The 21,229-nt window shown below is 64.2% G+C and carries 18 protein-coding genes; 9 read left to right on the top strand and 9 right to left on the bottom strand.

Features of this window, described 5'->3' with window-relative positions:
- The first annotated feature begins 289 nt into the window (after nt 1-289).
- Both MAIT1_RS04465 and MAIT1_RS04470 read left to right on the top strand, forming a co-directional pair.
- On the top strand, nt 290-1,357 hold the full coding sequence (locus MAIT1_RS04465; RefSeq protein ID WP_158089310.1) for an ABC transporter substrate-binding protein: 1,068 nt from the start codon (nt 290-292) through the stop codon (nt 1,355-1,357).
- A gap of 15 nt (nt 1,358-1,372) precedes the next feature.
- The gene (locus tag MAIT1_RS04470; protein ID WP_085441085.1) at nt 1,373-3,406 is read left to right on the top strand and encodes an ATP-binding protein; all 2,034 of its coding nucleotides are present in this window, start codon (nt 1,373-1,375) and stop codon (nt 3,404-3,406) included.
- A 3-nt stretch (nt 3,407-3,409) separates the two neighbouring features.
- Here MAIT1_RS04470 and MAIT1_RS04475 read toward each other — a convergent pair whose 3' ends face one another.
- Genes MAIT1_RS04475 through MAIT1_RS04485 form a run of 3 tightly spaced genes read right to left on the bottom strand, consistent with a single transcriptional unit; the run spans nt 3,410 to nt 7,287 of the window.
- Complete coding sequence (locus tag MAIT1_RS04475) at nt 3,410-4,546, bottom strand: ABC transporter ATP-binding protein (RefSeq protein WP_085441086.1); 1,137 nt, start codon at nt 4,544-4,546, stop codon at nt 3,410-3,412.
- A 6-nt stretch (nt 4,547-4,552) separates the two neighbouring features.
- Nucleotides 4,553-6,238, bottom strand: coding sequence for an ABC transporter permease (locus MAIT1_RS04480; RefSeq protein WP_085441228.1), 1,686 nt, complete (start codon nt 6,236-6,238; stop codon nt 4,553-4,555).
- Between the two features lie 23 nt (nt 6,239-6,261).
- Nucleotides 6,262-7,287 (bottom strand): Fe(3+) ABC transporter substrate-binding protein, encoded by a 1,026-nt coding sequence (locus MAIT1_RS04485; RefSeq protein ID WP_085441087.1) that lies wholly within the window; start codon nt 7,285-7,287, stop codon nt 6,262-6,264.
- A 242-nt stretch (nt 7,288-7,529) separates the two neighbouring features.
- Between MAIT1_RS04485 and hemP the strand changes: the two genes are divergently transcribed.
- From hemP to MAIT1_RS04520, 7 genes are all read left to right on the top strand, one after another.
- A complete protein-coding gene (gene hemP / locus MAIT1_RS04490) occupies nt 7,530-7,688 on the top strand; it encodes a hemin uptake protein HemP (RefSeq protein WP_085441088.1) in 159 nt (52 codons plus the stop codon).
- A gap of 124 nt (nt 7,689-7,812) precedes the next feature.
- Nucleotides 7,813-9,078 carry an LbtU family siderophore porin gene (locus MAIT1_RS04495; protein ID WP_085441089.1) on the top strand — a complete coding sequence of 422 codons (1,266 nt, stop codon included), beginning with the start codon at nt 7,813-7,815 and terminating at the stop codon, nt 9,076-9,078.
- A gap of 11 nt (nt 9,079-9,089) precedes the next feature.
- The gene (locus MAIT1_RS04500; protein ID WP_085441090.1) at nt 9,090-10,379 is read left to right on the top strand and encodes an imelysin family protein; all 1,290 of its coding nucleotides are present in this window, start codon (nt 9,090-9,092) and stop codon (nt 10,377-10,379) included.
- Between the two features lie 262 nt (nt 10,380-10,641).
- Nucleotides 10,642-12,081 carry a di-heme oxidoreductase family protein gene (locus MAIT1_RS04505; protein ID WP_085441091.1) on the top strand — a complete coding sequence of 480 codons (1,440 nt, stop codon included), beginning with the start codon at nt 10,642-10,644 and terminating at the stop codon, nt 12,079-12,081.
- A 198-nt stretch (nt 12,082-12,279) separates the two neighbouring features.
- The gene (locus MAIT1_RS04510; RefSeq protein WP_085441092.1) at nt 12,280-13,389 is read left to right on the top strand and encodes an imelysin family protein; all 1,110 of its coding nucleotides are present in this window, start codon (nt 12,280-12,282) and stop codon (nt 13,387-13,389) included.
- A gap of 2 nt (nt 13,390-13,391) precedes the next feature.
- The gene (locus MAIT1_RS04515; protein WP_085441093.1) at nt 13,392-14,498 is read left to right on the top strand and encodes a DUF1513 domain-containing protein; all 1,107 of its coding nucleotides are present in this window, start codon (nt 13,392-13,394) and stop codon (nt 14,496-14,498) included.
- A 462-nt stretch (nt 14,499-14,960) separates the two neighbouring features.
- Nucleotides 14,961-16,082 (top strand): cytochrome-c peroxidase, encoded by a 1,122-nt coding sequence (locus tag MAIT1_RS04520; RefSeq protein WP_085441094.1) that lies wholly within the window; start codon nt 14,961-14,963, stop codon nt 16,080-16,082.
- 30 nt (nt 16,083-16,112) lie between these two features.
- On the opposite strand, the gene MAIT1_RS04525 is transcribed toward MAIT1_RS04520, so the two are convergent.
- The 6 genes from MAIT1_RS04525 to MAIT1_RS04550 form a co-directional block, all read right to left on the bottom strand.
- Nucleotides 16,113-16,889, bottom strand: coding sequence for a hypothetical protein (locus MAIT1_RS04525; RefSeq protein ID WP_085441095.1), 777 nt, complete (start codon nt 16,887-16,889; stop codon nt 16,113-16,115).
- 86 nt (nt 16,890-16,975) lie between these two features.
- Nucleotides 16,976-18,526 (bottom strand): polyamine aminopropyltransferase, encoded by a 1,551-nt coding sequence (locus tag MAIT1_RS04530; protein WP_085441096.1) that lies wholly within the window; start codon nt 18,524-18,526, stop codon nt 16,976-16,978.
- 205 nt (nt 18,527-18,731) lie between these two features.
- Entirely contained in the window at nt 18,732-18,986 is a 255-nt protein-coding gene (locus tag MAIT1_RS04535) for a hypothetical protein (RefSeq protein ID WP_085441097.1), read from the bottom strand.
- On the bottom strand, nt 18,983-19,618 hold the full coding sequence (locus MAIT1_RS04540; protein ID WP_085441098.1) for a hypothetical protein: 636 nt from the start codon (nt 19,616-19,618) through the stop codon (nt 18,983-18,985). Before MAIT1_RS04540 ends, MAIT1_RS04535 begins: the two co-directional genes overlap by 4 nt.
- A complete protein-coding gene (locus MAIT1_RS04545) occupies nt 19,615-20,475 on the bottom strand; it encodes a DUF350 domain-containing protein (protein WP_085441099.1) in 861 nt (286 codons plus the stop codon). The genes MAIT1_RS04540 and MAIT1_RS04545 overlap by 4 nt, the downstream gene beginning before the upstream one ends.
- Nucleotides 20,472-21,101, bottom strand: a complete 630-nt coding sequence (locus MAIT1_RS04550) for a DUF4178 domain-containing protein (RefSeq protein WP_085441100.1) — start codon at nt 21,099-21,101, stop codon at nt 20,472-20,474. Before MAIT1_RS04550 ends, MAIT1_RS04545 begins: the two co-directional genes overlap by 4 nt.
- Nucleotides 21,102-21,229 lie beyond the last annotated feature (128 nt).

Here is a 21,229-nt window from a genome sequence, read left to right on the forward strand (position 1 = left end):
GAGCTCGAGGGCGGAGCCCTCGATATCTTCTCGCTTCAAATGTCTAATTCTCTTCTGCGGCGACTATAACGTCATGCCGCCTGCTGGTTATGCAGGGGCTGCGGTCATAGTCACCCCTTGCGGGCGTTTTGATGGCGCAGGGTGAACTCCTGGCTTTTTTTTGGCGCAAACGGGAGAAAAACGCCTCTTTTGCAGGGAGAGGGCGCGTCGGCGCTATGAAAAATTCCCTTTAGGGCGCCATAATGGAATTCACGCAATGTCTCAATCAAACACCGGAGTGAGGAGCCCCATGTTTCTGCGCGCACAGGCCGATGGCAACGCGACATGGCGCAGCGTATTGCTGTGCTGTGTGGCGGCGTTGATGGCGCTGGTTGGGGCAACGCGCGCGCTGGCGGTGCCGGAGTCAGGGCGGCAGTACCGTCTGCTGATAGTGGATAGCCAGCTGGGCATGCCGTATGACGAAATCCGCGCCGCCTTGCTCACCACATTGGGGGATGCGGGTTATCGTCTGGGCATCAATCTGAATATCGATCTCCACGCCATCGGCAATGATGCGCAACAGGGCGAGGCGCTGCTGCGCAAGAGCCTGGATCGACCCTACGATGTGGTCTATGTCGGCGGCACCGCAGCGGCCATCGCCGCCCAGCGCGCGTTGGCTGGCGCGGCTCGACCGGTGGTGTTCGGCGCGCCGACGGATCCGGTGGGCTTGGGGTTGATCAAGACGTTTGACGCTCCCCCCACAGGTAACTTCACCGGCGTTAGTTACCCGGTGCCGCCGCGAGCGCGCCTGCGCTTTGTGCGTCAGTTGTTGCCGAAGGCGCGCACGTTTGGTTTGGTCTACGCCGATATGCCGCAGTCCCATAGCTATAACCGCTGGATCCGCAAGCTGCTGGCCACCGACCCCGAGTTCCGCGACATCCGCGTCATCTTCCGCTCCGTGCCGCTGATCACCGGCGAGCATGGCGATGAAGAGATGGCCCGGTTGGCCGCCCCCATCATTGAAGAGCTCACTGAACAGGTCGATCTGTTTCTCAAGCCCAACGATCAAATGGGCGTGCGGCGCCATCTGGCCGAAACTCTGGCCAAACTCTCCACCAAACCGGTGATCGGCATCGTCAAGAACGATGTGATGGACCGTTGGGGCGCCACGGCGGTGATCTATCCCTCCCATGAGAGCATTGGTCAGCAGGCTGCGCAGATGATCCAGCGTCTGTTTGAGGGCGCGTCCGTTGCCGACATCACGCCACAATGGCCCAAGCGCTATGGTTACGCGGTGGACCTCAATGGCATCCGGCGGCACCATTTGACCGCGCCGGTGGGGTTGTTGCAGTTGGCGGGCGCCAACATCATCAAATAGAGTTGACGCAGGCGTATGAGGCTCTCGCGCAAAATCCCCCTGATCACCGTCGTCACTCTGACGATCTTCCTGCTGGCCAGCTCCATCGCCAATATCTGGCACTTTCGCAACGCTTATACCGAGGCTTTGATCAGCGGCAGTTTTGGTCTGGCGCACAGCATCAACAGCATTCTTAATGAGATGCTGGCGCTGGGGTTGCCGCTGGAGTCCCTGGATGGGATGGACGCCAAATTGCGAGAGATCATCCGCAACAATCCGCGCTACGTCTACGCCGGGGTCGCCGATATCCAGGGCCGGGCGATGTTCCACAGCGATCCGACCTTGGTGGGCAAGCAGTTTGGCGACGTCTATCAGCGTCGCGCGCAGGCATCTGAGGAGCCGATTTGGCAGCTCTACCACCGTTTTGATGGTCGCGTTTACTTCGATGTGAGCGTGCCGGTGCGCGATCCCAAAGGGGAGCGGCTGGGCTCTGTGCGCATCGGTTTTCCCACCTCGGTTGTCTCGGACAAGGTGTGGCTGGAAGCCGGGCGACTGGCGCTGAACACCTTGGCGGTGTTCGTGGCGTTGGCGTTGGCGTTATCCCTATTTCTGAATCGAGTGGTGAGCCAGCCGTTGCGGCTGCTGGCGCGTCGCGCCGAAGAGATCAGTCAGGGCAATTTCGCCGCCCATAGCGAGGGCCCGATGTTGCGCGCCGATGAGATCGGCGAGCTGTCGCAAGCGGTCGAACGCATGGCCAAAACCCTCGACACCCAGTTCCACACGCTGGAGCAGACAGTGGCCGAGCGCACCGCCGAACTGCAGGAGAAGACGCGGCTTCTGGGCGCCGAGCTGCAAGTGCGCGAGAGCGCGCAGGTGGCGCTGCATCACGCCAAGGAGGAGGCGGAGGCGGCCAACCAGGCCAAGAGCGCCTTCCTGGCCACCATGAGCCATGAGATTCGCACCCCCATGAACGTCATCGTGGGCATGAGCGAGCTGCTGCTGGAGTCCGAGCAGAACGCCGAGCGGCTGCGCTATCTCCAGGTGGCGCAGAACGCCGGCGAGGGGCTGCTCGGACTGATCAACGATATTCTGGATCTGTCCAAAATCGAAGCCGGCCAGTGGAGCTTGCAGAGCGCGCCCTTTGCGCTGCGGCCGTTGGCCCAGGGCGCGGCGCAGATCTTTGAGGAGTTGGCGCGGGAAAAGGGGCTGGATTTCGCTGTAGAGATTGCGGCGGATCTGCCGGAGTGGATCGAGGCCGATAAAGAGCGCTTGCGGCAGGTGTTGATCAACCTGTTGGGCAACGCCTTGAAATTCACCCACCAGGGGGCGGTTCGGCTGGAGGCGAGTCGGCGGGAGGGCGATATCTTGCGGCTGACGGTGCGCGATACCGGCATCGGCGTGCCGGAGGCGATGCAGGCGCAAATCTTCACCCCGTTTACTCAGGTGGAGTCCGGCGCCACGCGGCGCTACGGCGGCACCGGTCTGGGGCTCACCATCTGCCAACGCATTGTCGCGAAGATGGGCGGCGCGATGAGTTTGGAGAGCGCCGAAGGCGTCGGCAGCGCGTTCCATGTGGAGTTGCCGTTGGTTGCGGCGCAACCGCAAGCGCACATGGATGGGACGCTGGGTGAGGTCGGCGCGCAGATGGGCGTGGCGGCCAGGGGCTTGCGGATTCTCATTGCCGAGGATTCCGAGGATAATACGCTGCTGCTCAAAGCCTATTTGAAAAAGACGCCGCATTTGACCAACTTCGTCTCCGACGGCGAAGAGGCTGTCCAGCGCGTGCAGGAGGGGGGCGACTACGACTTGGCGCTGATGGATGTGCAGATGCCGCGTATGGATGGCTATACCGCCACGCGGCGGATTCGCGCCTGGGAGGAGCAGAACGGCGCGCGGCGGATTTTGATCTATGCGCTCTCAGCGCACGCCTTTGTGGAGGCCGCGCAGCACAGTGAAGCGGCGGGGTGTGACGGCCATTTGACCAAGCCGATTCGCAAACGCGAGCTGCTGCAGTTCCTCGCCGAGATTGCGCAAGGGGGCGCCGTTATGGCGGGAAAAGCGCAGAAGTAGGGGCTATGCTCTGACTGTCGATGTCGCCGCCGCCAAAAACACCGGCATCGCTTCGCCGCTGACCCGCACCGGCAGGCGGTCGCCAATGGCGTGGTCGTGGTGACTCTCCACCAGGCTGAGCACATGGTCCGAGGCGTCAGCGGGAATGCCGCCGCTCAGGGCGTTATCGGGCAGCGCCAGGGTGTAGAGCGACTCGGCGCCCAGAAACGACTTGTCCAGAATCTCCAAACTTAAATCGCTGCTCTCATCGTGCAGCAGGTCATCGGGGCGGAACAGCACCCGCACCGCGCGGCGGCCTTCGGCGTCGGCCTGGGGCGTGACGGGAACCTGTCGCGCCTTGATCCGCCCCAACGGCGTTTCGATGCACCCATCGGGCAGAATGAAGCCGGGCAGCATCGTCCCTTTGCCGATGAACCCCGCCACCATCTCATCGGCGGGGTGGTGATAGAGATTATACGCGCTATCCCACTGCCGCAGCCGTCCATCCCCCATCACGCCAATCACATCGGCCATGGCGAACGCCTCATGCTGGTCATGGGTCACCAGCAGGCCGGTGACGCCATCCTGCTGCAGCGCGTGGCGCACGTCCCGCGCCAACTGCTGGCGCAGCTCCGCATCCATGCTGGAGAAGGGTTCGTCCAGCAGCAGCAACTCCGGGCGCGGGGCTATGGCGCGGGCCAGCGCCACCCGCTGCTGCTGGCCGCCGGACATCTGATGCGGATAGCTTTTGGCCATCTGCGGCAGCCCCACCAGCTCCAATAGCGCCGTCACCCGCTGCTTGCGCGCCGCGCGCGGCAGATGGCGCAGGCCAAAGGCGATGTTGTCGGCCACGTTCAGGTGGGGGAACAGGGCGAAGTCCTGAAACACCATGCCCACTCGGCGCTGCTCCGGCGGCGTCATTTGCGTTGTGTTGACTACGCACTGGCCGCGCAAGCGGATCTCGCCAGCGGCCAAAGGCTCAAACCCGGCGATGGCGCGCAGCAGCGAGGTCTTGCCACAACCGCTGGGACCGAGAAGGCAGCCGATTTGGCCCGGCGGCAGATGAAACGACACCTCTTGCAGAACCGTCACCGCGCCATAGGCGACGGCGGCGTGGCGCACGCTCAGTTGCGCGTTGGCGGCCAGATCGATTTTGGACATGAGACTCTATTCCTGTGTCTGACGACTGGCGGTGATGGCGCGGCTGAGCAGGATAACCGGCAATACCCCCACCGCCACAATGGCCAGCGAGGCGGGCGCGGCGTCGGCCAGACGCTCATCGGAGGCCAGCTCATAGGCGCGCACCGCCAGGGTGTTGAAATTGAACGGGCGCAGAATCAGGGTGGCGGGCAGCTCCTTGAGCACATCCACGAACACCAGTAGCAGAGCGGTGAGCAGCGCTCCGCGCAGCATCGGCAGATGGATGCGTCCGAGAATGCGCCAGCCGCCTGCGCCGAGGGATTTGGCGGCCTCATCCATGCTCGGTTTGATGCGTCCCAGGCCCGACTCCACGGTCTGTAGCGACACCGCCAGAAAGCGCGCCAAGTAGGCGAACGTCACCGCCGCCAGGGTGCCGCTGAGAATCAGCCCGGTGGAGAACCCCAGATGGGCGCGCGCCCAGGCGTCCACTGTGTTATCCAGCGCGGCGAAGGGCATCGCCACCCCCACGGCGATCACCGTGCCGGGCACCGCGTAGCCCAGTCCGGCCACCCGCGTGGCGGCGGTGGTGACGCGGGAGGGGGCGATGCGCGCGCCATAGCCCAGAAACAGCGCCAGCAGCAGCGCCAGCGCCGAGGCCAGCGCCGCCAGCATCAGCGTATTGCCCGCCAGTTGCGCAAAGGCGCCGCCAAACCCCTCTTCGGCGATGGTGACCGCCCACAGCGCCAACTGCCCGGCGGGCAGCAGGAAACCCAGTAGCAGCATCAGCGCGCACAGCAGCGTGGCCCCGTGGCGGCGCCAGCCGCTTAGCACAAAGCGGCGGATCGCCTGATGGCGTTGGCTGGTGTGGTGGTACTTGGCTTGGCGACGACCATAGCGCTCCAGCAGAATCAGGCTGAACACAAACAGCAGCAGAACTCCCGCCAGTTGCGCCGCCGCCGGGGCGTTATCCAGGCCGTACCAGGTGCGGAAGATGCCGGTGGTGAAGGTGGAGACGCCGAAATATTGCACCGTGCCGTAGTCGGCCAGGGTCTCCATCAGCGCCAGCGACAGACCGGCGATAATGGCCGGACGCGCCAATGGCAGGGCCACGCGGCGGAACGCGCCCCAGGGCGATTCGCCCAGGGTGCGGCTCACATCCAGCACGCACAGCGATTGGTTGAGGAACGCCGCCCGCGTCAGCAGATAGACGTAAGGGTAGAGCACCAGGGTGAGCATCAAGCCAGCCCCGCCCAGGGAGCGGATCTCCGGGAACCAGTAGTCGCCGTAGCCCCAGCCGGTGAGATCGCGAATCGCCGTTTGCAGCGGGCCGGAGAACTCCAGCATGCCGGTGTAGGTGTAGGCGATGATGTAGGCGGGCATGGCCAGCGGCAGCAGCAGCGCCCATTCGAACACTCCGCGCCCGGGGAAGGCGCACATGGCCGTCAGCCACGCCGCGCTCACCCCCAGCAGCAGCGTCCCCGCCGCCACCAACAGCATGAGAATCAGCGAATTGGATACATAGTCGGCCAACACGGTGTCTGCCAGGTGCGCCCACACCGCGCCTGACGGCAGCAGCAGGTGGCCCGCCACCACCAGGGTGGGCAGGCTCATCAGCAGCGCTGCGGCGACCACGCCCATGCGCCACCAGCGCTGGGCGCGCCGCGTCGTGGCGGGCGCCTGCGCAGCGCTCACGGCGGGAGGATTGGCGGTCATGATCTTGGCGTTGCTCTGGGCCGTCACTTCCACCCGGCGCGGTCCATGAGCATCACCGCGTCGGGATTGCGCAGTCCCAGCTGGCTCAGATTCAGCGTATCGGCCTTGAAGTCGCCCCACGATTTGAGCAGCGCGCTCACTGGCGCATCGGAGCGCACCGGATACTCGCCATTGGTCTGCGAGTACCACGCCTGGGCCTCCGGCGTGGTGAGGAAGCGGATCAGTTTGACCGCCTCATCCACGTGCTTGGCCGAGCGGGTCACCGCCGCCCCGGAGACGTTCACATGGGTTCCGCGATCCTCCTGGTTGGGCCAGAACACGACCATTCGTTGCGCCGCAGAGCGCTCGTTGGGGTCTTTGGAGAGCAGCATGCCCGCCAGGTAATAGGTGTTGGCGATGGCGATGTCGCACTGGCCGGAGGCCGCCCCCTTGATCTGGTCGCGATCGCCGCCGCGCGGCGGCCGGGCGAAGTTCTTGACGAACTGTTTGGCCCACTGCTCGGTGGCCTGCACGCCGTTGACAGCGATCATCGACGCCACCAGCGACTGATTATAGATGTTGCCCGAGGAGCGAATGCAGATGCGCCCGCGCCACATGGGATCGGCCAACTGCTCGTAGCTGCTCAACTTGGTCGCATCCACCTGGCCTTTGACGTAGAGGATGGGGCGTGCGCGCAGGCTCAAGCCGAACCAGTGCCCCTCCGGGTCGCGATAGGCCGACGGAATCGCCGCTTTGAGCTCCGGGTCATTCACAGCTTGCGTCACCCCAACCTGTTTGGCGCGGTGCAGGCGCCCGGCGTCGGTGGTGAGCAGCACGTCGGCAGGGGAGTTGATCCCTTCGCTCTTGAGCCGTTTGAGCAGCGCATCAGCCTTGCCGGTGACCAGATTCACGCGGATGCCGGTCTCAGCGGTGAAGCGATCCAGCAGCGGTTTGATCAACTGCTCTTTGCGCGCTGAATAGAGATTGACCTCGGCGGCCAGCGCGGCGCTGGCGCCGAGACTGATGAGGCTGATCAGGCTGAAGGCGACAAGGCGAATGGTCCAAGGCATATCGGATTTCCCCGTTTTCTCTTGTTGGCTGCGGTGACTGGCAAACAAATGCGTCAATCAAATTTCAAACTCGGATGCAATTAAGAATCATTCCTCTTTCTGTGTCAAGCAGCTCTCTCCCTGGAAGATAATATTGAGAAGTATTCACAATAAACTTGACATGCAAATAGCAATCGTTATCATTGCCGACGTTGAAGCCAGTTGGCTCCGCGCAGTTCACCTTATCAATATAGGGATTCAGCATGCTCAAATCCAAACAAACCAACCCTGCCGTCGCCAAGCCGCGCGCGGTGACCAGTCGGGAGCTGTTGGGCGCGGAGGGGCGGTTGACCATTTTGCATGAGGGCAGCGCCTACCATCTGCGCATCACCAGCAACAAGCGATTGATCCTGACAAAATAGCGGCTTGCCGCGATTTTTCCTTCCGTTCCACCCAGCCAGTCGCTCGGTTTGCGATGCGGTCAGCCAGGCAGGAGCCCGTGCGCCAGATGTGCGCATGAACTTCCTAACAAACCTGGAGAGAGCTGTGTTGAACAAACCGAACCGATCCGCATATCACGCCGCGCTCATGGCCGTGGCCCTGGGCGTGGCGGGGCTGCCCGCCGTGGCGGGGGCGGAGTCCATGCCGTCGCCGGAACAGTTGTGGCAAATGATCCAGCGTCAGCAGCGGCAGATTGAGCAACTCAAGCAGAAGCTGGGCGAAACCGACCACGCTGTGCGGCAGGTGGCGGAAACTCAGGCCGAACCGGCCAAAGGCTCGGCGAGCCTGCCCGATTGGGTCAATCGCATCAGCCTGAGCGGTAAAATTGAGGTGGACGCCACCCACAGCGACGACCTCAATGGGGACTGGAACGCCACCAGCAACGATTCCGCCAGCGACATTGTGGTCTCTACCGCTGAGGTGGACATCGCCGCGCAGATCAACCCGTGGGCCAACGCCCATGTGACCCTCAAGTATGAGGAGGACGCCGATCAAACGCGCATTCAGTTTGATGCGGGCTCCATCACCCTGGGCAACACGGAGAAATATCCCTTGTGGCTGACGGTGGGCAAGGAGGTGGTTCCGTTCGGCAACCACAGCAGCGCCGCCTTCAGCGATCCGCTGACCCTGGAGTTGGGCGAGACCGATGAGACCGCCGCCATCGTCGGCTGGAGCCTCAACGGCTTCACCGCCCAGGGCTACCTGTTCAATGGCGACTCGCGCAAATCCGGCGACTCGGACAACAAGATCGAGAGCTTCGGCGGCATGTTGGGTTATGCCGGTCAACTCGGCTCGGTGAGTCTGGACGCCGGGGTGGGCTACATCAACAGCATCGAAGACGGCAAGATCGGCGACACCCTGGGGAGCGGCGGCGCAGCGGGCAATGTGGACGCCATCAGCGACCACATCGGCGCATGGAATGTCCATGCGGTGCTGGGCATGGCGGGTTTTTCGTTGATTGGCGAGTACTTCACCGCCGCTGAGGCGTTCCAACCGGCGGAATTGACCTGGATGGGGCGTGGGGCCAAGCCCCGTGCGTGGAATCTGGAGCTGGACTACGAAACCGAAATCGGCGGCTACGGGACCACCTTCGGCCTCGCTTACGGCGGCACGGCGGAGGCGCTGGATCTGGGGCAGCCGGAGGCGCGCTGGATCGCCCTGGTCAATGTGGGGATTCTCGACGGCGTGTCGCTGGGTCTGGAGTGGGCCCACTCGGAGGATTACGGGACGGCGGACACCGGCGCGCGGGTGGCGGCTGGGACGGGCGGCGATCGTGACGTGGCCACGCTGCGTCTGGCGGCGGAATTCTAAGGAGAGAGAGCATGCATTATCACAAACCTCTGCGTGGCGCGCTGCTGGCCGCCGCCATTGTGCTGGGCGGGGCGCTGTCTCCGTCGCTACAGGCCGCTGAATCGGCGAACCCGGCGGCGGTGGTGAAAACCTACGCCGACATCGCCGAGGCCAAGTACGCCGACGCCTTGAGCACCGCACAGAAGTTGTCCAAAACCATCGGCGCGTTCCTTGATTCCCCCAGCCCTGAGGGGATGGCGCGGGCCAAACAGGCGTGGCTGGCGGCGCGCGCTCCCTATCAGCAGTCCGAGGCGTATCGCTTTGGCAACAAGCTGGTGGACGACTGGGAGGGCAAGGTCAATGCCTGGCCGCTGGATGAGGGGCTGATCGACTACGTGGATGGCGCCAGCTATGGCGCCGAGAACGAAGAGAACCCCTACTACGCCGCCAATGTGGTGGCCAATGCCCGCGTCAAAGTGGGCGGCCAGACGGTGGACGCCACGGTGATCAACAAGGCGTTGATCAAGCAGTTGCACGAGATTGGCGAGGTGGAGGCCAATGTGGCCACCGGCTACCACGCCATCGAGTTTCTGCTGTGGGGTCAGGATCTCAACGGCAACGGCCCCGGCGCGGGCAACCGCTCCTGGAGCGACTTCGCCGTGGGCGAGGGGTGTGTGATCGGCCATTGCGCCCGGCGTCGCGCCTATCTGCGCGCGGTGACCGATCTACTGGTGGACGATCTGGCGGAGATGGCCGCCGCCTGGACGCAGGGTGGGGCGGCGCGTCTGGCGGTGACCGATAACCCGCAGCAGGGGCTTACCGCCATGATCACCGGCATGGGCAGCCTCTCCTATGGCGAATTGGCTGGCGAGCGCATGAAGCTGGGGTTGATGCTGCACGACCCCGAGGAGGAGCATGATTGCTTCTCGGACAACACCCACAATTCGCACTTCTACGACGCCCTGGGCATTCGCAACGTCTACCTGGGCCGCTATGTGGGGGTGGATGGCCGCGTGGTGAGCGGGCCGAGCCTTTCGGACCTGACCGCAGCGGCCAATCCGGCGCTGGACCGGGAGATGCGCGCCAAGCTGGACGCTACTCTGGAGGCGTTTACCCGGATGAAGGCGGTGGCTGAGGGCGGCATGGCCTATGACCAGATGATCGGCGCGGGCAACAAGCACGGCAACGCCGTGGTGCTGGCGGCCATCAATGGCCTGGTGGATCAGACCCGCAGCATTGAGAAACTGCCGCAGGCGCTGAATCTGAGCGGCGTTGCGTTTGAGGGCTCCGACAGCCTCGACAATCCCAGTTCGGTGCATTGAATCAAGTCAGTGTTTTTGTAGAACCTGAGTGACGCAATAGGCTATGGATCAGATAAGGCTTTCCATGGGCGCACAAAGCCAACTTACGAGGGTCCAGGGAAATCATTTCCCTGGCGGGTCAAGGGCAGAGCCCTTGCGGGTCGAGGGCGGCGCCCTCGTGGGGTCTGGGGCAAAGCCCCAGTATCTTTACGCTCCTCAATCACTTGTTAGACGTTTGGTCCAGGGCCCCAGCGTTGGAATATGCATCAGCATATTGCTCGGAATGCTGGCGGCGGCATGGCTTGGGACGGCCCATGCCGCCGCCGTTCCCGCCCTGGAGGCGGGGGAGCGGCTGGCGGGAGGCGCGGCGACCAATCTCCGGGTGACGGGGCGTCGCGTCTTCTCCCAGCCCTCGGCGACGCTGGGCGCCGATGGACGCATGGATTTTGTCATCGGCAATGGCTTCTTCAAGCGGCTGTGGGTCTCCGCGCCCAGCTCCACCAAGGCCGCCGATGGTTTGGGGCCGCTCTACAACGCCCGCGCCTGCCAACGCTGCCATCTGCTCGATGGACGCTCCTCGGCGCCCCACTCCGGGCCTGAGGATTGGGGGCGGGCGCTGGCCATCGATGGCGAGTCGCTGCTGCTGCGCCTCTCCATTGCGCCGCGCGATGACGCCGAGCGCGCGCTGCTGGCCAGCGGCAAGCAGGCGGTGATTCCCCATCCGATCTACGGCGGGCAGTTGCAGACCGCCGCCATTGTTGGCCATCAAGCCGAGGCGATGGCGCGGGTGACTTATACCGCACAGACGGTGGATTTGGCCGGGGGCGAATCGGTGACGCTGCGCGCGCCGGTTTATTCCATTGAGGCGCCCGCCTATGGCCCGTTGGACCAGACCGCCATGATCAGCCCGCGTTCAGCCCCGCCCATGATCGGACTGGGGCTGCTGGAGGCCATTGATGAGGCCGACTGGCTGGGGCTGGCCGATCCCGACGACGCTGATGGCGATGGGATCTCCGGGCGCGCCAATCGGGTCTGGAGCGCGGCGCATCAGCGCATGATGCCCGGGCGCTTCGGCTGGAAGGCGGGGCAGGCCACGGTAGAGGATCAGGCCCACGCCGCCATGGCCGACGATATCGGCGTCTCCAACGCCCTTAAACCCAACCCGTGGGGCGAGTGCACCGACTTGCAGAAGGATTGCGTCACCGCGCGCCATGGCGACGACCCCCAGTACGATCATCTGGAAGCGCCGCCCGCAGTGATGCGGACGTTGGTGCACTACAGCCGCCATTTGGCGGTTCCGGCGCGGCGCAATGTGGTGAATCCACACGTTCTGGCGGGCAAACAGGCGTTCCATGACGCCGGTTGCGCCGCCTGTCATGCGCCAACCTTCGTCACCCGCAGCGATTGGCCGGAGAAGGCGCTGCGAGGGCAGCGCATCCGCCCCTATAGCGACCTGCTGCTGCACGATATGGGCGAAGGACTGGCCGACAACCGCCCCGAAGGCGTCGCCAATGGCCGCGAGTGGCGCACCGCGCCGCTGTGGGGCGTCGGTCTGACGCAACAGGTCAACCCTCGCGCCGGATTCCTCCACGATGGCCGCGCCCGCTCCCTCACCGAGGCGATTCTCTGGCATGGCGGCGAGGCGCAGGCGGCGCGGGAGCGGTTCCGGTTGGCGACGAAAGAGGAGCGAGGCGCTCTGTTGGCGTTTTTGCAGAGTTTGTGAGGTTGAAGATGAAAGAGGCTGGGCCTCCGGCCCAGACCCGGCCAGGGCTTTGCCCTGGACCCACGAGGGCGCTGCCCTCGACCCGGCAGGGCTCTGCCCTGCACCCGGCAGGGAAATGATTTCCCTGCACCCTCGTGAGTTTTCGTTTCGTGCGGGCTCTGACTTTTGTCAGTCATTCGCACTTTGTGAGTAGGTCCTATGGCTTCGTCTTTGAAAATTTTATCGCGTGGTCCCTGTTTGGTGGTTTCACAAGGCTTGGCCATTGTGTTGCTGCTGTGGTCACACCACGCCTTGGCCGCTTCTCTCAGCGCCGCGGACTACCAGCGCGCCGCCGCCGCATCGGGCCGCGTCCTGGCCGCGCCCGCCTACGCCGCCCTGGCTGATCAAACCCAGGCCCTGGCCACAACCCTGACCCAGTGGCGCGCGGGCAAAGTCGACCTCGTCGCCGCCCGTAGCGCCTTTCACGCCGCCATGGACGCCTGGCAGGGGACGCAGCCCATCCGCATCGGCCCGGTGATGGCGCAGACCGGCCCGGCGCGTTGGCAGTATTGGCCCGATAAACACGGCTCCGGCGGACGCCAGATGCGGCGCGCCCTCAAAACCCGCCCCGAGGCGCTGCTCAAACCCGGCGCGCTGGCCACCCAGAGCGTGGCCCTGCGCGACTTCCAGGCGTTGGAACGGCTGCTGTTCCCCACAGGCGGCGCGGCGCCGGACCCCGCCAGCTACGGGGCTGCGCTGGCCGCCGCCATCGCCGCGCATTTGGCCGAGCAGAGCCAGTCATTGCGCATGCAGTGGGACGATCAGTTCCAACCGGCATTGGATGACCCGGCGCACAGCAACGGCGCGTTCTATGACGCCCCGGACGCCGCGCGCGCCTGGCTGAAAAGCATTCATGAGGCGATCTCGCTGCTGATTTTGCAAAAGCTGGAGCGGCCGCTGGATGAGAGTCTGGAAGCGGCCAACCCCAAACGGGCGGAGAACTGGCGCTCGGCGCGCAGTGGCCGCAATGTGGCGATCAATGTCGCCGCGTGGCGTCGGTTGTTTACCGCACCGGACGGACTGGGAGATCTGCTCAGTCGGTCCGGTTCCGACGCCCTGGCCAAAGGCATGGCGCGGGATATGGCGAGCGCGCAAAAAGCCGCCGAGTCCCTCTCCATGCCGCTCTCCCAGGCGGTGGCGGACGCCGAAGCGCGTTCTCAGGTGGAGGCCTTGTTAACTCAACTCAAAGATCTGCGCGATCTCATCGAAGGGCCGTTGGCCGATGAGATCGGCCTGAACTTGGGCTTTAACGCCCTGGATGGAGATTGATCATGCCTCATGTGACCCGACGAGACACCCTGCGCGGCCTGGGCGGGGCTGCTCTGCTGCTGGCGACGCCGCGCCTGGCCCTGGCCGATGCGGACAACGCCGCCAAAGCCCTGAATGTGGCATGTCAGCAGCGCGGGCGCGATCAGTTCGAGCTGGTGGCGTTGGATGGCGCGGGCGCGCCGCTGTGGTCGACGCCGTTGCCGGGGCGGGGCCACGGCGTGGCGCTGCGCCCGCAGGGGGATCTGATCGCCCTGACCGCGCGTCGGCCCGGCTCCTGGCTGTGGGTTGTGGATGTGCACAGCGGTCAGACGCGACATCAGATCGAAGCGCCGTCGGGACGCCACTTCTACGGTCATGGCTGTTTCAACGCCGATGGAACGCGCTATTTCGCCACCGAAAATGAAATCCAGAGCGGCCAGGGTTATGTAGCGATCTATGCGGCGGACGCTGGATTCAAACGCTTGGGAGCGTTTCCGGTGGGGGGCATCGGCCCCCACGAGATTCTGCTGGACGCCCCGCGCCAGGAGTTGGTGGTGGCCATTGGCGGCATCCTCACCCACCCGGACCGGGGCCGCGACAAACTCAATCTGGATAGCATGCGCCCGGCGTTGGCGCGCTTCTCGCTGGATGGGGTGGCGCGCAGTCGGGTGGAGCCGCCTGCGCGCTGGTCGCAGCTCTCCATTCGCCACATCGCGCTGGCCCCCAATGGGACGACGGTGATGGCGATGCAGTATCAGGGGCCCAAGGATCAGGAGCCGCCGCTGTGGGGGGTGGCCGACGCTGAAGGGATGCGTCTGTATCATGGTCCGGCGGGGATCGCGCGCCGTTTGCGCCACTACATGGGCAGCGCGGTGGTGGATGGCTCGGGGGCGTATGCGGCGATTACCGCGCCCAGAGCCAATACGGCCACCTTCTGGCGTCTGGCCGATGGCGCGTTGGTGGGCGAACTCGCTATGGCGGATGTGTGTGGCGCGGCGGCGTTGGAGGGGGCGGGACGGTTTGTGCTGACGGGCGGCGGCGGCTGGGCGGTGGAGACGGACGTGACGGGCCGGGTGAGCCGACGCTGGAGGCCGCATGGAAACGGCGCGTGGGACAACCATCTGGCATAGAGACGCGCGGAGTAAAAGTGTGTGCGTGACGCAGGCCGGTCGAGCGCTGTTTAAGGGGCCTGCGGCTGGCCGCAGGCGGGGTCTGGGGGCCGCTGCCCCCAGCGGGTCCAGGGCGGCGCCCTGGCGGGGTTTGGGGCGGAGCCCCAATATCTTTAATCCGTTAAGCCGTTTCCCCACTGAACAGAGGCGGCGCCAGCACAGAGCAGGGAATAAGCAGGGAAGGTTGAGCCAGCAAGGAAGCTTTCGGGGAAACGGCAGTGAGCGATATGTCGGCGTAGCCGACAGGAGCGAATGCCGTAGAAGCCGCAGCCTGGGAAAGTCAAAAAATGTTTGTGGATAAATAGTTAAGAACAAAAGACCGCAGCCCGGGAAAGCCAAACAGCGTGTGGGGCAAAAAGCCCAAAATACTGATGAATCGAAGCGCATTGCGCCCAGCATTATCAACCAGCCAGAGCAAGCATCATGAAACGACTGCCAGTCCTCCTTGTCCTCGCGCTGTTGAGCGCCGCCAATGTCCACGCCGACGACCGCATGGCGGATCTGGGCCGCCAGCTCTTCTTCGACGTCAATCTGTCGCAGAATCGCACCCAGGCGTGCGCCACCTGCCACGACCCCAATCATGGCTTTGTGGATGGACGCGACAATGGCGTGGAGGGTATGGCGTCATTGGGCGATGATGGGAAATCCCTCGGCGACCGCAATGCGCCCACCGCCTCCTATGCGGCGTTCGTTCCGCCGTTTGTCCACAACGCCAAGGGCAACTATGTGGGCGGTCTGTTCCACGATGGACGCGCGGGGAGCTTGGCGGATCAAGCTGGCGGACCGCCGCTCAACCCCATCGAAATGGGGCTGAAGGACAAGGCCGAAGCAGTGGCGCGGATTCAAGAGAACCCTGACTATGTCGCAGCGTTCAAGACGCTCTATGGCGCAGACGTGTTCTCCCGGCCCGAGCGCGCCTATGCGGCCATGAGCGAAGCGATTCAAGCCTACGAGCGCACGGCGGAGTTTGCGCCGTTCGATTCCAAATACGATCGCTATCTGCGCGGCGAGGCCCAACTGAGCGAGCAGGAGGAGTTGGGGCGCACGCTGTTCTTCTCGCAGCAGTTCACCAACTGCAACCTGTGCCACCAGTTGCGCACATCCCCCATGGGCGCGCAGGAGACCTTCAGCAACTATGAACACCACAATATCGGCGTGCCGGTGAACACGGCGCTGCGGGCGAAAAATGGCGCCCAGCCCGAGCATGTGGATCGCGGTCTGCTGGAGAATCCGGCCATCGACGATCCGGCGCAGGCGGGCAAATTCAAAACGCCCACACTGCGCAATATCGCCGTGACCGGCCCCTATATGCACAATGGGGTGTTCAAGGATCTGCGCACGGTGATCCTGTTCTACAACAGCTACAACACCAAGAGCGCCAAGCGGAAGATCAATCCCGAGACCGGCCAGCCGTTCGCCCCGCCCGAGGTGGCTGAGAATCTCTCCCTCAAAGAGCTGCAAAGCGGCCCGGCGCTGGATGACAAACGCATCGACGCCTTGGTGGCGTTCCTCAAAACCCTCACCGATGCGCGCTACGTGGAGTGACGCGCGCATCGGTGGGGGCTGCGGCGCGCGTTACTCTGAGTCCATGATCTTCTTGCGCCATCTGGCGGCGTTTTTCGCCCATTTCTGCAGCATCTTTCCGCAGCGCTCGGAGTTGGCCTCCGGGGCCATTTGTGTTTGGAAGGTTGTCGTCATATCCTCCAACGTATCGCGCAGGGCCTGCTGCTGATCCGCCGTCGCCCCCTTGCGCGCGGCGCGATCGATAAACATATCCACCAGATCATCTGATGTCTCAGGCGAGCCGTACTGCTGACACACCTTCAAGCCCGCGCGGGCGCTCATCAGCATCTGGATCATCATGTTCTGCCGCATCAGCTTGGGGTCGAACTCCTTCTGCGCCTTCTTGTAGGCGCGCTCCTGCTCCGGGGTCATGCGCTTGGCCACCGCCTTGACGTGACGACGGGTCAACACGCCATTCCACGCGCCATGGGTCCCCGGCGGTTTGTCGCAATAGGACCATTTGCCCTTCAGAGATGCCTCGCTCAGACCGGTAAAGATCACCTGTCCCCAAAAGGCGCTGCCGTGACGCTTTTCACTGCAGCGCAACTCCGAGCGGGGCTGCACCCAGTAGCCCACAAAGCGGTTCTCGTTATCCTCCACCGAACCATAAAGCTTGCCGGTGTAGTCCGGGTATTTGCCCTCGGCGGTTCCGTCATCGTCTATGGTCAGGGCCATGGGGCCGAAGTCGGTTTTCCACTCCAACTCCTGCATCGCCAGGGCGGGGCCGGAGGACAGCAGCAGGGCAAGCGCGCCCAGCAGGGTGAAGACAGAGCGTTGCAGGATATTCATGAAGACTCCCGATGACAGATCAGTGAGCAGACTCAAAGCGCGCGTAGAGAACATTGTATACGTCGCTGTTTTTTAATCAAAGTTGCCTAGTCGCTCCAGTAGCGCCAGCCGGATTGATAGCGCTCCAGAACCGTGGGGCGGTCGATGGTGCTGATCCCAAGGTCGCCCGGGTCGTCGATATCGCCGCCAAAGGTGAGCAATCCAGTCGCCATTTCAGGGCGCAGATAGCGCAATCCCGGCCATGTTAACGAGGTCCACTCCACCTCCGCGCCACCCGCCATCACAAAGCCCCACTCGCCAAACGACGGCACATTCAAGTGATAGGGAATCGCCGAACCGAACACGCTGCGCACCGTGTTGTGGATGGTCCAGAACGCCGCACGGGCGTAGAACGGGCTGGTGGCCTGGGTGACGAACACTCCACCCGGCGCCAGATTGGCTTTGACCAGATGGTGGAACGCATCGGAGTAGAGTCGCGCCACGTCGGTGGAGGAGGGGTCGGGCAGGTCGGCAACGATGAGGTCGTAGAGCTGGCCGCGCGCGTTCAGATAGCTCATGGCGTCGCCCACCTGCACATGGGCGCGTTTGTCGCGCAGGCTGTCGCCGTTGAGGGCGCGGATGTGGGGGTTCTCCCGCGCCAGCTCCAGCACCCGTTCATCCAGATCAATCAGATCGATGCGGGCAATCTGCGTATAGCGCAGCAACTCGCGCACCGCCAGTCCATCGCCGCCGCCCAGCACCAGCACGCGCCAGGGGCCGGGCCGACTGGCCGCCAAGCGCGCCATGGGCAGGTGAATCAGCGCCTCATGATAGCGGTATTCGTCGATGGCGGAGAACTGTAGCGCGCCATTGAGATAGAGGCGCAGGTCGTTGCGGTGGCGGGTCAGCACCACCTCCTGAAAACGGGTGCGCTCGGCGTGGACGATGCGGTCGCTGTAGGCGCTCTGATTCCACAACGCCAGCAGCCAGTGGGCCGATGCCAGTCCAGCGATGATGAGCAGAGTCGCGCCCCAGGCTGCGCGGCGGTAGTGGGGGCGGCGTCCGGCGGGCAGACGCGGGCCGAAGCGCCACGCCAGCAATCCGGCGATGGACATGTTGATGAGGCCAAACAGCAGGCTGGTGCGGAAGGTCCCAAACAGCGGCAGCAGCAGCAGGGGAAACGCCACCGTGGCCGCCAGCGCGCCCAGGTAGTCCAGCGACAGCACATGGGCGATGCCCACCCGCAGGCCGTCGTAGGTCTCCAGAATGCGCGTGAGCAGCGGCGTCTCCAAACCGATCAGCAGACCGATGATCAGGGTCAGCGCAGAATAGACCGGGATGAACGCCGCGTCGTTCAGATAGGCCAGATAGATCAACGGCGCCGAGAGTCCACCCAGCAGGCCGAGCAGGATCTCGGCGGCGATCATGCGTTCGATCAGGTCGCGGCGCAGGAATTTGGACAGGTAGGCCCCGGCGCCCATGGCCGCCATATAGAGGCCGATGGTGAGCGAGAAGTAGAACACCGAGTCGCCGCGGAAGTAGACCACGGCGGTGGCGATGAGCAGCTCATAGATGATGGAGCAGAGCCCGGCGGTGAATATGGCGTAGACCAGGGTAAAGACGTCGCGGTCGCGCTGCTGCGGGTCTGAGGCCGTCATGACGGGGAGGGTGCTCCAGTGTGAAGAGATGCGAAAACGTGCGAGCAAGCACGGAGCAAAACTATTGCAGGTCCAGGAGGATCATCCTCCTGGCGGGTCAAGGGCGGCGCCCTTGTGGGTCCAGGGCAAAGCCCTGGTGGGGTCTGGGGCGAAGCCCCAGTCTCTTTCATCTTCCAAGTTTTTGACAAGCTAGGGGTAACGGCGCTTATTTCCCGCCGCGCAGACCGCCGCCCCGCGAGGAGGGGCCGCCGAGGCTGCCGGAGCGGGCGCTGCCGCCGCCGCCGGTTCCCCAAGAGCGGCTGTTGCCCGGGTGGCCAAAGAAGCCGCCGCCGCCATGGCTGTAGTAGCGTCCGCCATAACCCGAATAGCCGGATCCCGCCTGCGCCGAGGGCAGCATGCTCCACCAGCCGCCCAGACCGGCGGCGGCCAGAATCAACAGAACAATGTGGGTGGGGGTCATGATCTCTCCCAGGGCGAGACGCGCTTGCCCGCCGAGGCGCTGGCGGCGCGTTTGATGTTGCGCCGCCAGATGCGATCCAGCACGAGGCCCAGAATCAATAGCAGAAGCGCGCCCTTGTCATAACTGGCGCTGCTGCCGCGCAGATAGTCCAGACGGATGGAGATGGGGGCGCTCAGGGTGGCGTCGCGTCCGTTGCCCACATCGGTGATGGCGCCCTGACGCACCTTCAGACGCAGATAGTATTCACGCGGTCCGCTCAGGGTCAGGCGCATGGTCGCTTCGGTCTGTTCATCACTCCACGCGCCGTCGCTATCGCGTCCGCTCTCGCGCCACAGATCGCCGGAGAAGCCGGTGATGGCGGAACCGCCGGGTTTGTCGATGAGTTCGCTGTCAATCGCAGTCCAGCTCTGCTGACTCTGATTGACGTGGATGGAGAACTCCACCGGCTGACTCTTGCGCTGGATGGTGAACGGCCCATAGGTATTGGGGTAGAGCGAGAGTTGGTTCAGCTGCACGCTTTTGGAGGAGGTTGACAGCCCCGCGCCGGTCAGCACGTAGAGCAGCGCCAGGGCCAAACACAGCAGTCCGGCCAAACCAAAGTCGATGCCGCGCAAGCCGCCTGACGAACTCATAGCAGCGCCGCCAATAACAGAGCGAAACCGATCACCCCGCAAGCCTCCACCCAACCGGCGGCGAGATTGCGATCCTGGGAGATCTCGGCGTCCAGGTTATGCGTGGGCAGCAGCAGCAGATCCAGCAATTTGCGCATGGCCAGCAGCAGCGCCATGCCCACCAGGGAGACGCCGACGAAGTCCAGCAGGCCAGAAGCCCAGCCGGTGAAGTCACCGCGCACGCCTGCGCCGATGAGAATGCCCAGGGCGGTCAGCGCGCCGCCAAAGGCGACCCCGGCGGCGGTGTTGCCCGATTCGATCTCACGGGAGAGGGCGTAGGGGGTGATCATGTCGTAGGCGCGGGCAAACAGCAGCAGCGACGCCTGACCCAGCAGGAAGAAGAGAAGGGAGCTGTGCGGTCCGCCGCCGACGCCCATCAGACTGCCGCCCACATTCAAGCCGGTGGCCAGCAGCAGTCCCGCGCGGGCGGAGGCCACCGCTAAATTGTGCTTCTCCACCACCGCCTGCAGGGCGTCAAAGCCGGGGAACATCCACTTGTCGAAGCTCCAGCGCGCCCCCAGCAACATGACCAGCCCGAGCGCGGCGTAGCCCGCCACCACCAGCATGTCCGCAGTCAAAGAGCCGGAGCTGGGGCCGGAGAGGGCGCCCAAAAAGATCAGGCTCGTGGCCAGCAGGTAGGCGCCCAGAGTCAGGCCGATGGCCGGATTGTCGTCCTGCCCCAGTTGTGCAGAGAGATTGTACGGGGTGATGCGATCCAGTAGCAGACGCGCGGCGGCCAGCACCACGATATAGAGCCCGGCGTAGGCCAGCAGGGCGACGATCTGATTGAGCGGATCATCGGCGTGGAGAATATTCATGCGGCCTCTCCACCGTTCAGGGAATAGACGGTGTATTGCGAGGGCTTGAGGAGCTGGTACAGATGGCACTGGTACTCATCTTCGCCCCAGCGCTCAATGCTGATGCCCGACTGATGATCCGGGGCCAGAAAGTCCCAGTAGCGCAAGCGTTCACCCAGCGGCGAGGTGGCGTTCTGGCGGTAGAAGGTGGCTTTGCCGGACTCATCGAATTCGTAGGTCACCCCCTCAAAGGAGATTTTGCCCACGCTGTTCTGGCGGATCTGCTTGAGCTGCTCCGGGGTCAGGCCCAAGGCGGTGAGGGACTCCTGACGCAGGGAGACGGAGACCTCCAACTCGTCATCCTCCTCCACTTCGATCCACACTTTGCGGGTTCCGGCGTCGCCCTCCAGTTCAAACCAGCTGAAGCCATCCTCGTCATAGGTGTGGCGGCCGAGAATGGAGACGTCGAAATCCTCCAGGTCGGGGCCGACGCCGCGCAGGGAGACCAGGCCGCCCGCTTCGACATTCTGCAGCACCAGGGGTTTGCTGACTGGGGCGGCGCCTGCGCCCTGTTTGCGGCGATTGGAGAGCATGAAATATCCCGCCACGATAATGGCGATCAGCAGCAGTAACTGAAATCCGTCCATGCCGAGAACTCCCGTGGGGCCAAAGCGTTGTCATTGCGCGTCACAAATAGATCGGGCGCGAGCCATGATGACCCGCGCCCGATCCGTCTGTCAATCCAGCAAGCGCAGAGGGAGCGGCGCTCCGGCTC

The organism is Magnetofaba australis IT-1 (assembly GCF_002109495.1).
Lineage (GTDB): Bacteria > Pseudomonadota > Magnetococcia > Magnetococcales > Magnetococcaceae > Magnetofaba > Magnetofaba australis.

Excerpts from the sequence above, each read along its gene's own strand:
- MAIT1_RS04465 (WP_158089310.1), top strand. The coding sequence starts at position 290 with ATGTTTCTGCGCGCACAGGCCGATGGCAACGCGACATGGCGCAGCGTA.
- MAIT1_RS04470 (WP_085441085.1), top strand. The coding sequence starts at position 1,373 with ATGAGGCTCTCGCGCAAAATCCCCCTGATCACCGTCGTCACTCTGACG.
- MAIT1_RS04475 (WP_085441086.1), bottom strand. The coding sequence starts at position 4,546 with ATGTCCAAAATCGATCTGGCCGCCAACGCGCAACTGAGCGTGCGCCAC.
- MAIT1_RS04480 (WP_085441228.1), bottom strand. The coding sequence starts at position 6,238 with ATGACCGCCAATCCTCCCGCCGTGAGCGCTGCGCAGGCGCCCGCCACG.
- MAIT1_RS04485 (WP_085441087.1), bottom strand. The coding sequence starts at position 7,287 with ATGCCTTGGACCATTCGCCTTGTCGCCTTCAGCCTGATCAGCCTCATC.
- hemP (WP_085441088.1), top strand. The coding sequence starts at position 7,530 with ATGCTCAAATCCAAACAAACCAACCCTGCCGTCGCCAAGCCGCGCGCG.
- MAIT1_RS04500 (WP_085441090.1), top strand. The coding sequence starts at position 9,090 with ATGCATTATCACAAACCTCTGCGTGGCGCGCTGCTGGCCGCCGCCATT.
- MAIT1_RS04505 (WP_085441091.1), top strand. The coding sequence starts at position 10,642 with ATGCTGGCGGCGGCATGGCTTGGGACGGCCCATGCCGCCGCCGTTCCC.
- MAIT1_RS04510 (WP_085441092.1), top strand. The coding sequence starts at position 12,280 with ATGGCTTCGTCTTTGAAAATTTTATCGCGTGGTCCCTGTTTGGTGGTT.
- MAIT1_RS04515 (WP_085441093.1), top strand. The coding sequence starts at position 13,392 with ATGCCTCATGTGACCCGACGAGACACCCTGCGCGGCCTGGGCGGGGCT.
- MAIT1_RS04520 (WP_085441094.1), top strand. The coding sequence starts at position 14,961 with ATGAAACGACTGCCAGTCCTCCTTGTCCTCGCGCTGTTGAGCGCCGCC.
- MAIT1_RS04525 (WP_085441095.1), bottom strand. The coding sequence starts at position 16,889 with ATGAATATCCTGCAACGCTCTGTCTTCACCCTGCTGGGCGCGCTTGCC.
- MAIT1_RS04530 (WP_085441096.1), bottom strand. The coding sequence starts at position 18,526 with ATGACGGCCTCAGACCCGCAGCAGCGCGACCGCGACGTCTTTACCCTG.
- MAIT1_RS04535 (WP_085441097.1), bottom strand. The coding sequence starts at position 18,986 with ATGACCCCCACCCACATTGTTCTGTTGATTCTGGCCGCCGCCGGTCTG.
- MAIT1_RS04540 (WP_085441098.1), bottom strand. The coding sequence starts at position 19,618 with ATGAGTTCGTCAGGCGGCTTGCGCGGCATCGACTTTGGTTTGGCCGGA.
- MAIT1_RS04545 (WP_085441099.1), bottom strand. The coding sequence starts at position 20,475 with ATGAATATTCTCCACGCCGATGATCCGCTCAATCAGATCGTCGCCCTG.
- MAIT1_RS04550 (WP_085441100.1), bottom strand. The coding sequence starts at position 21,101 with ATGGACGGATTTCAGTTACTGCTGCTGATCGCCATTATCGTGGCGGGA.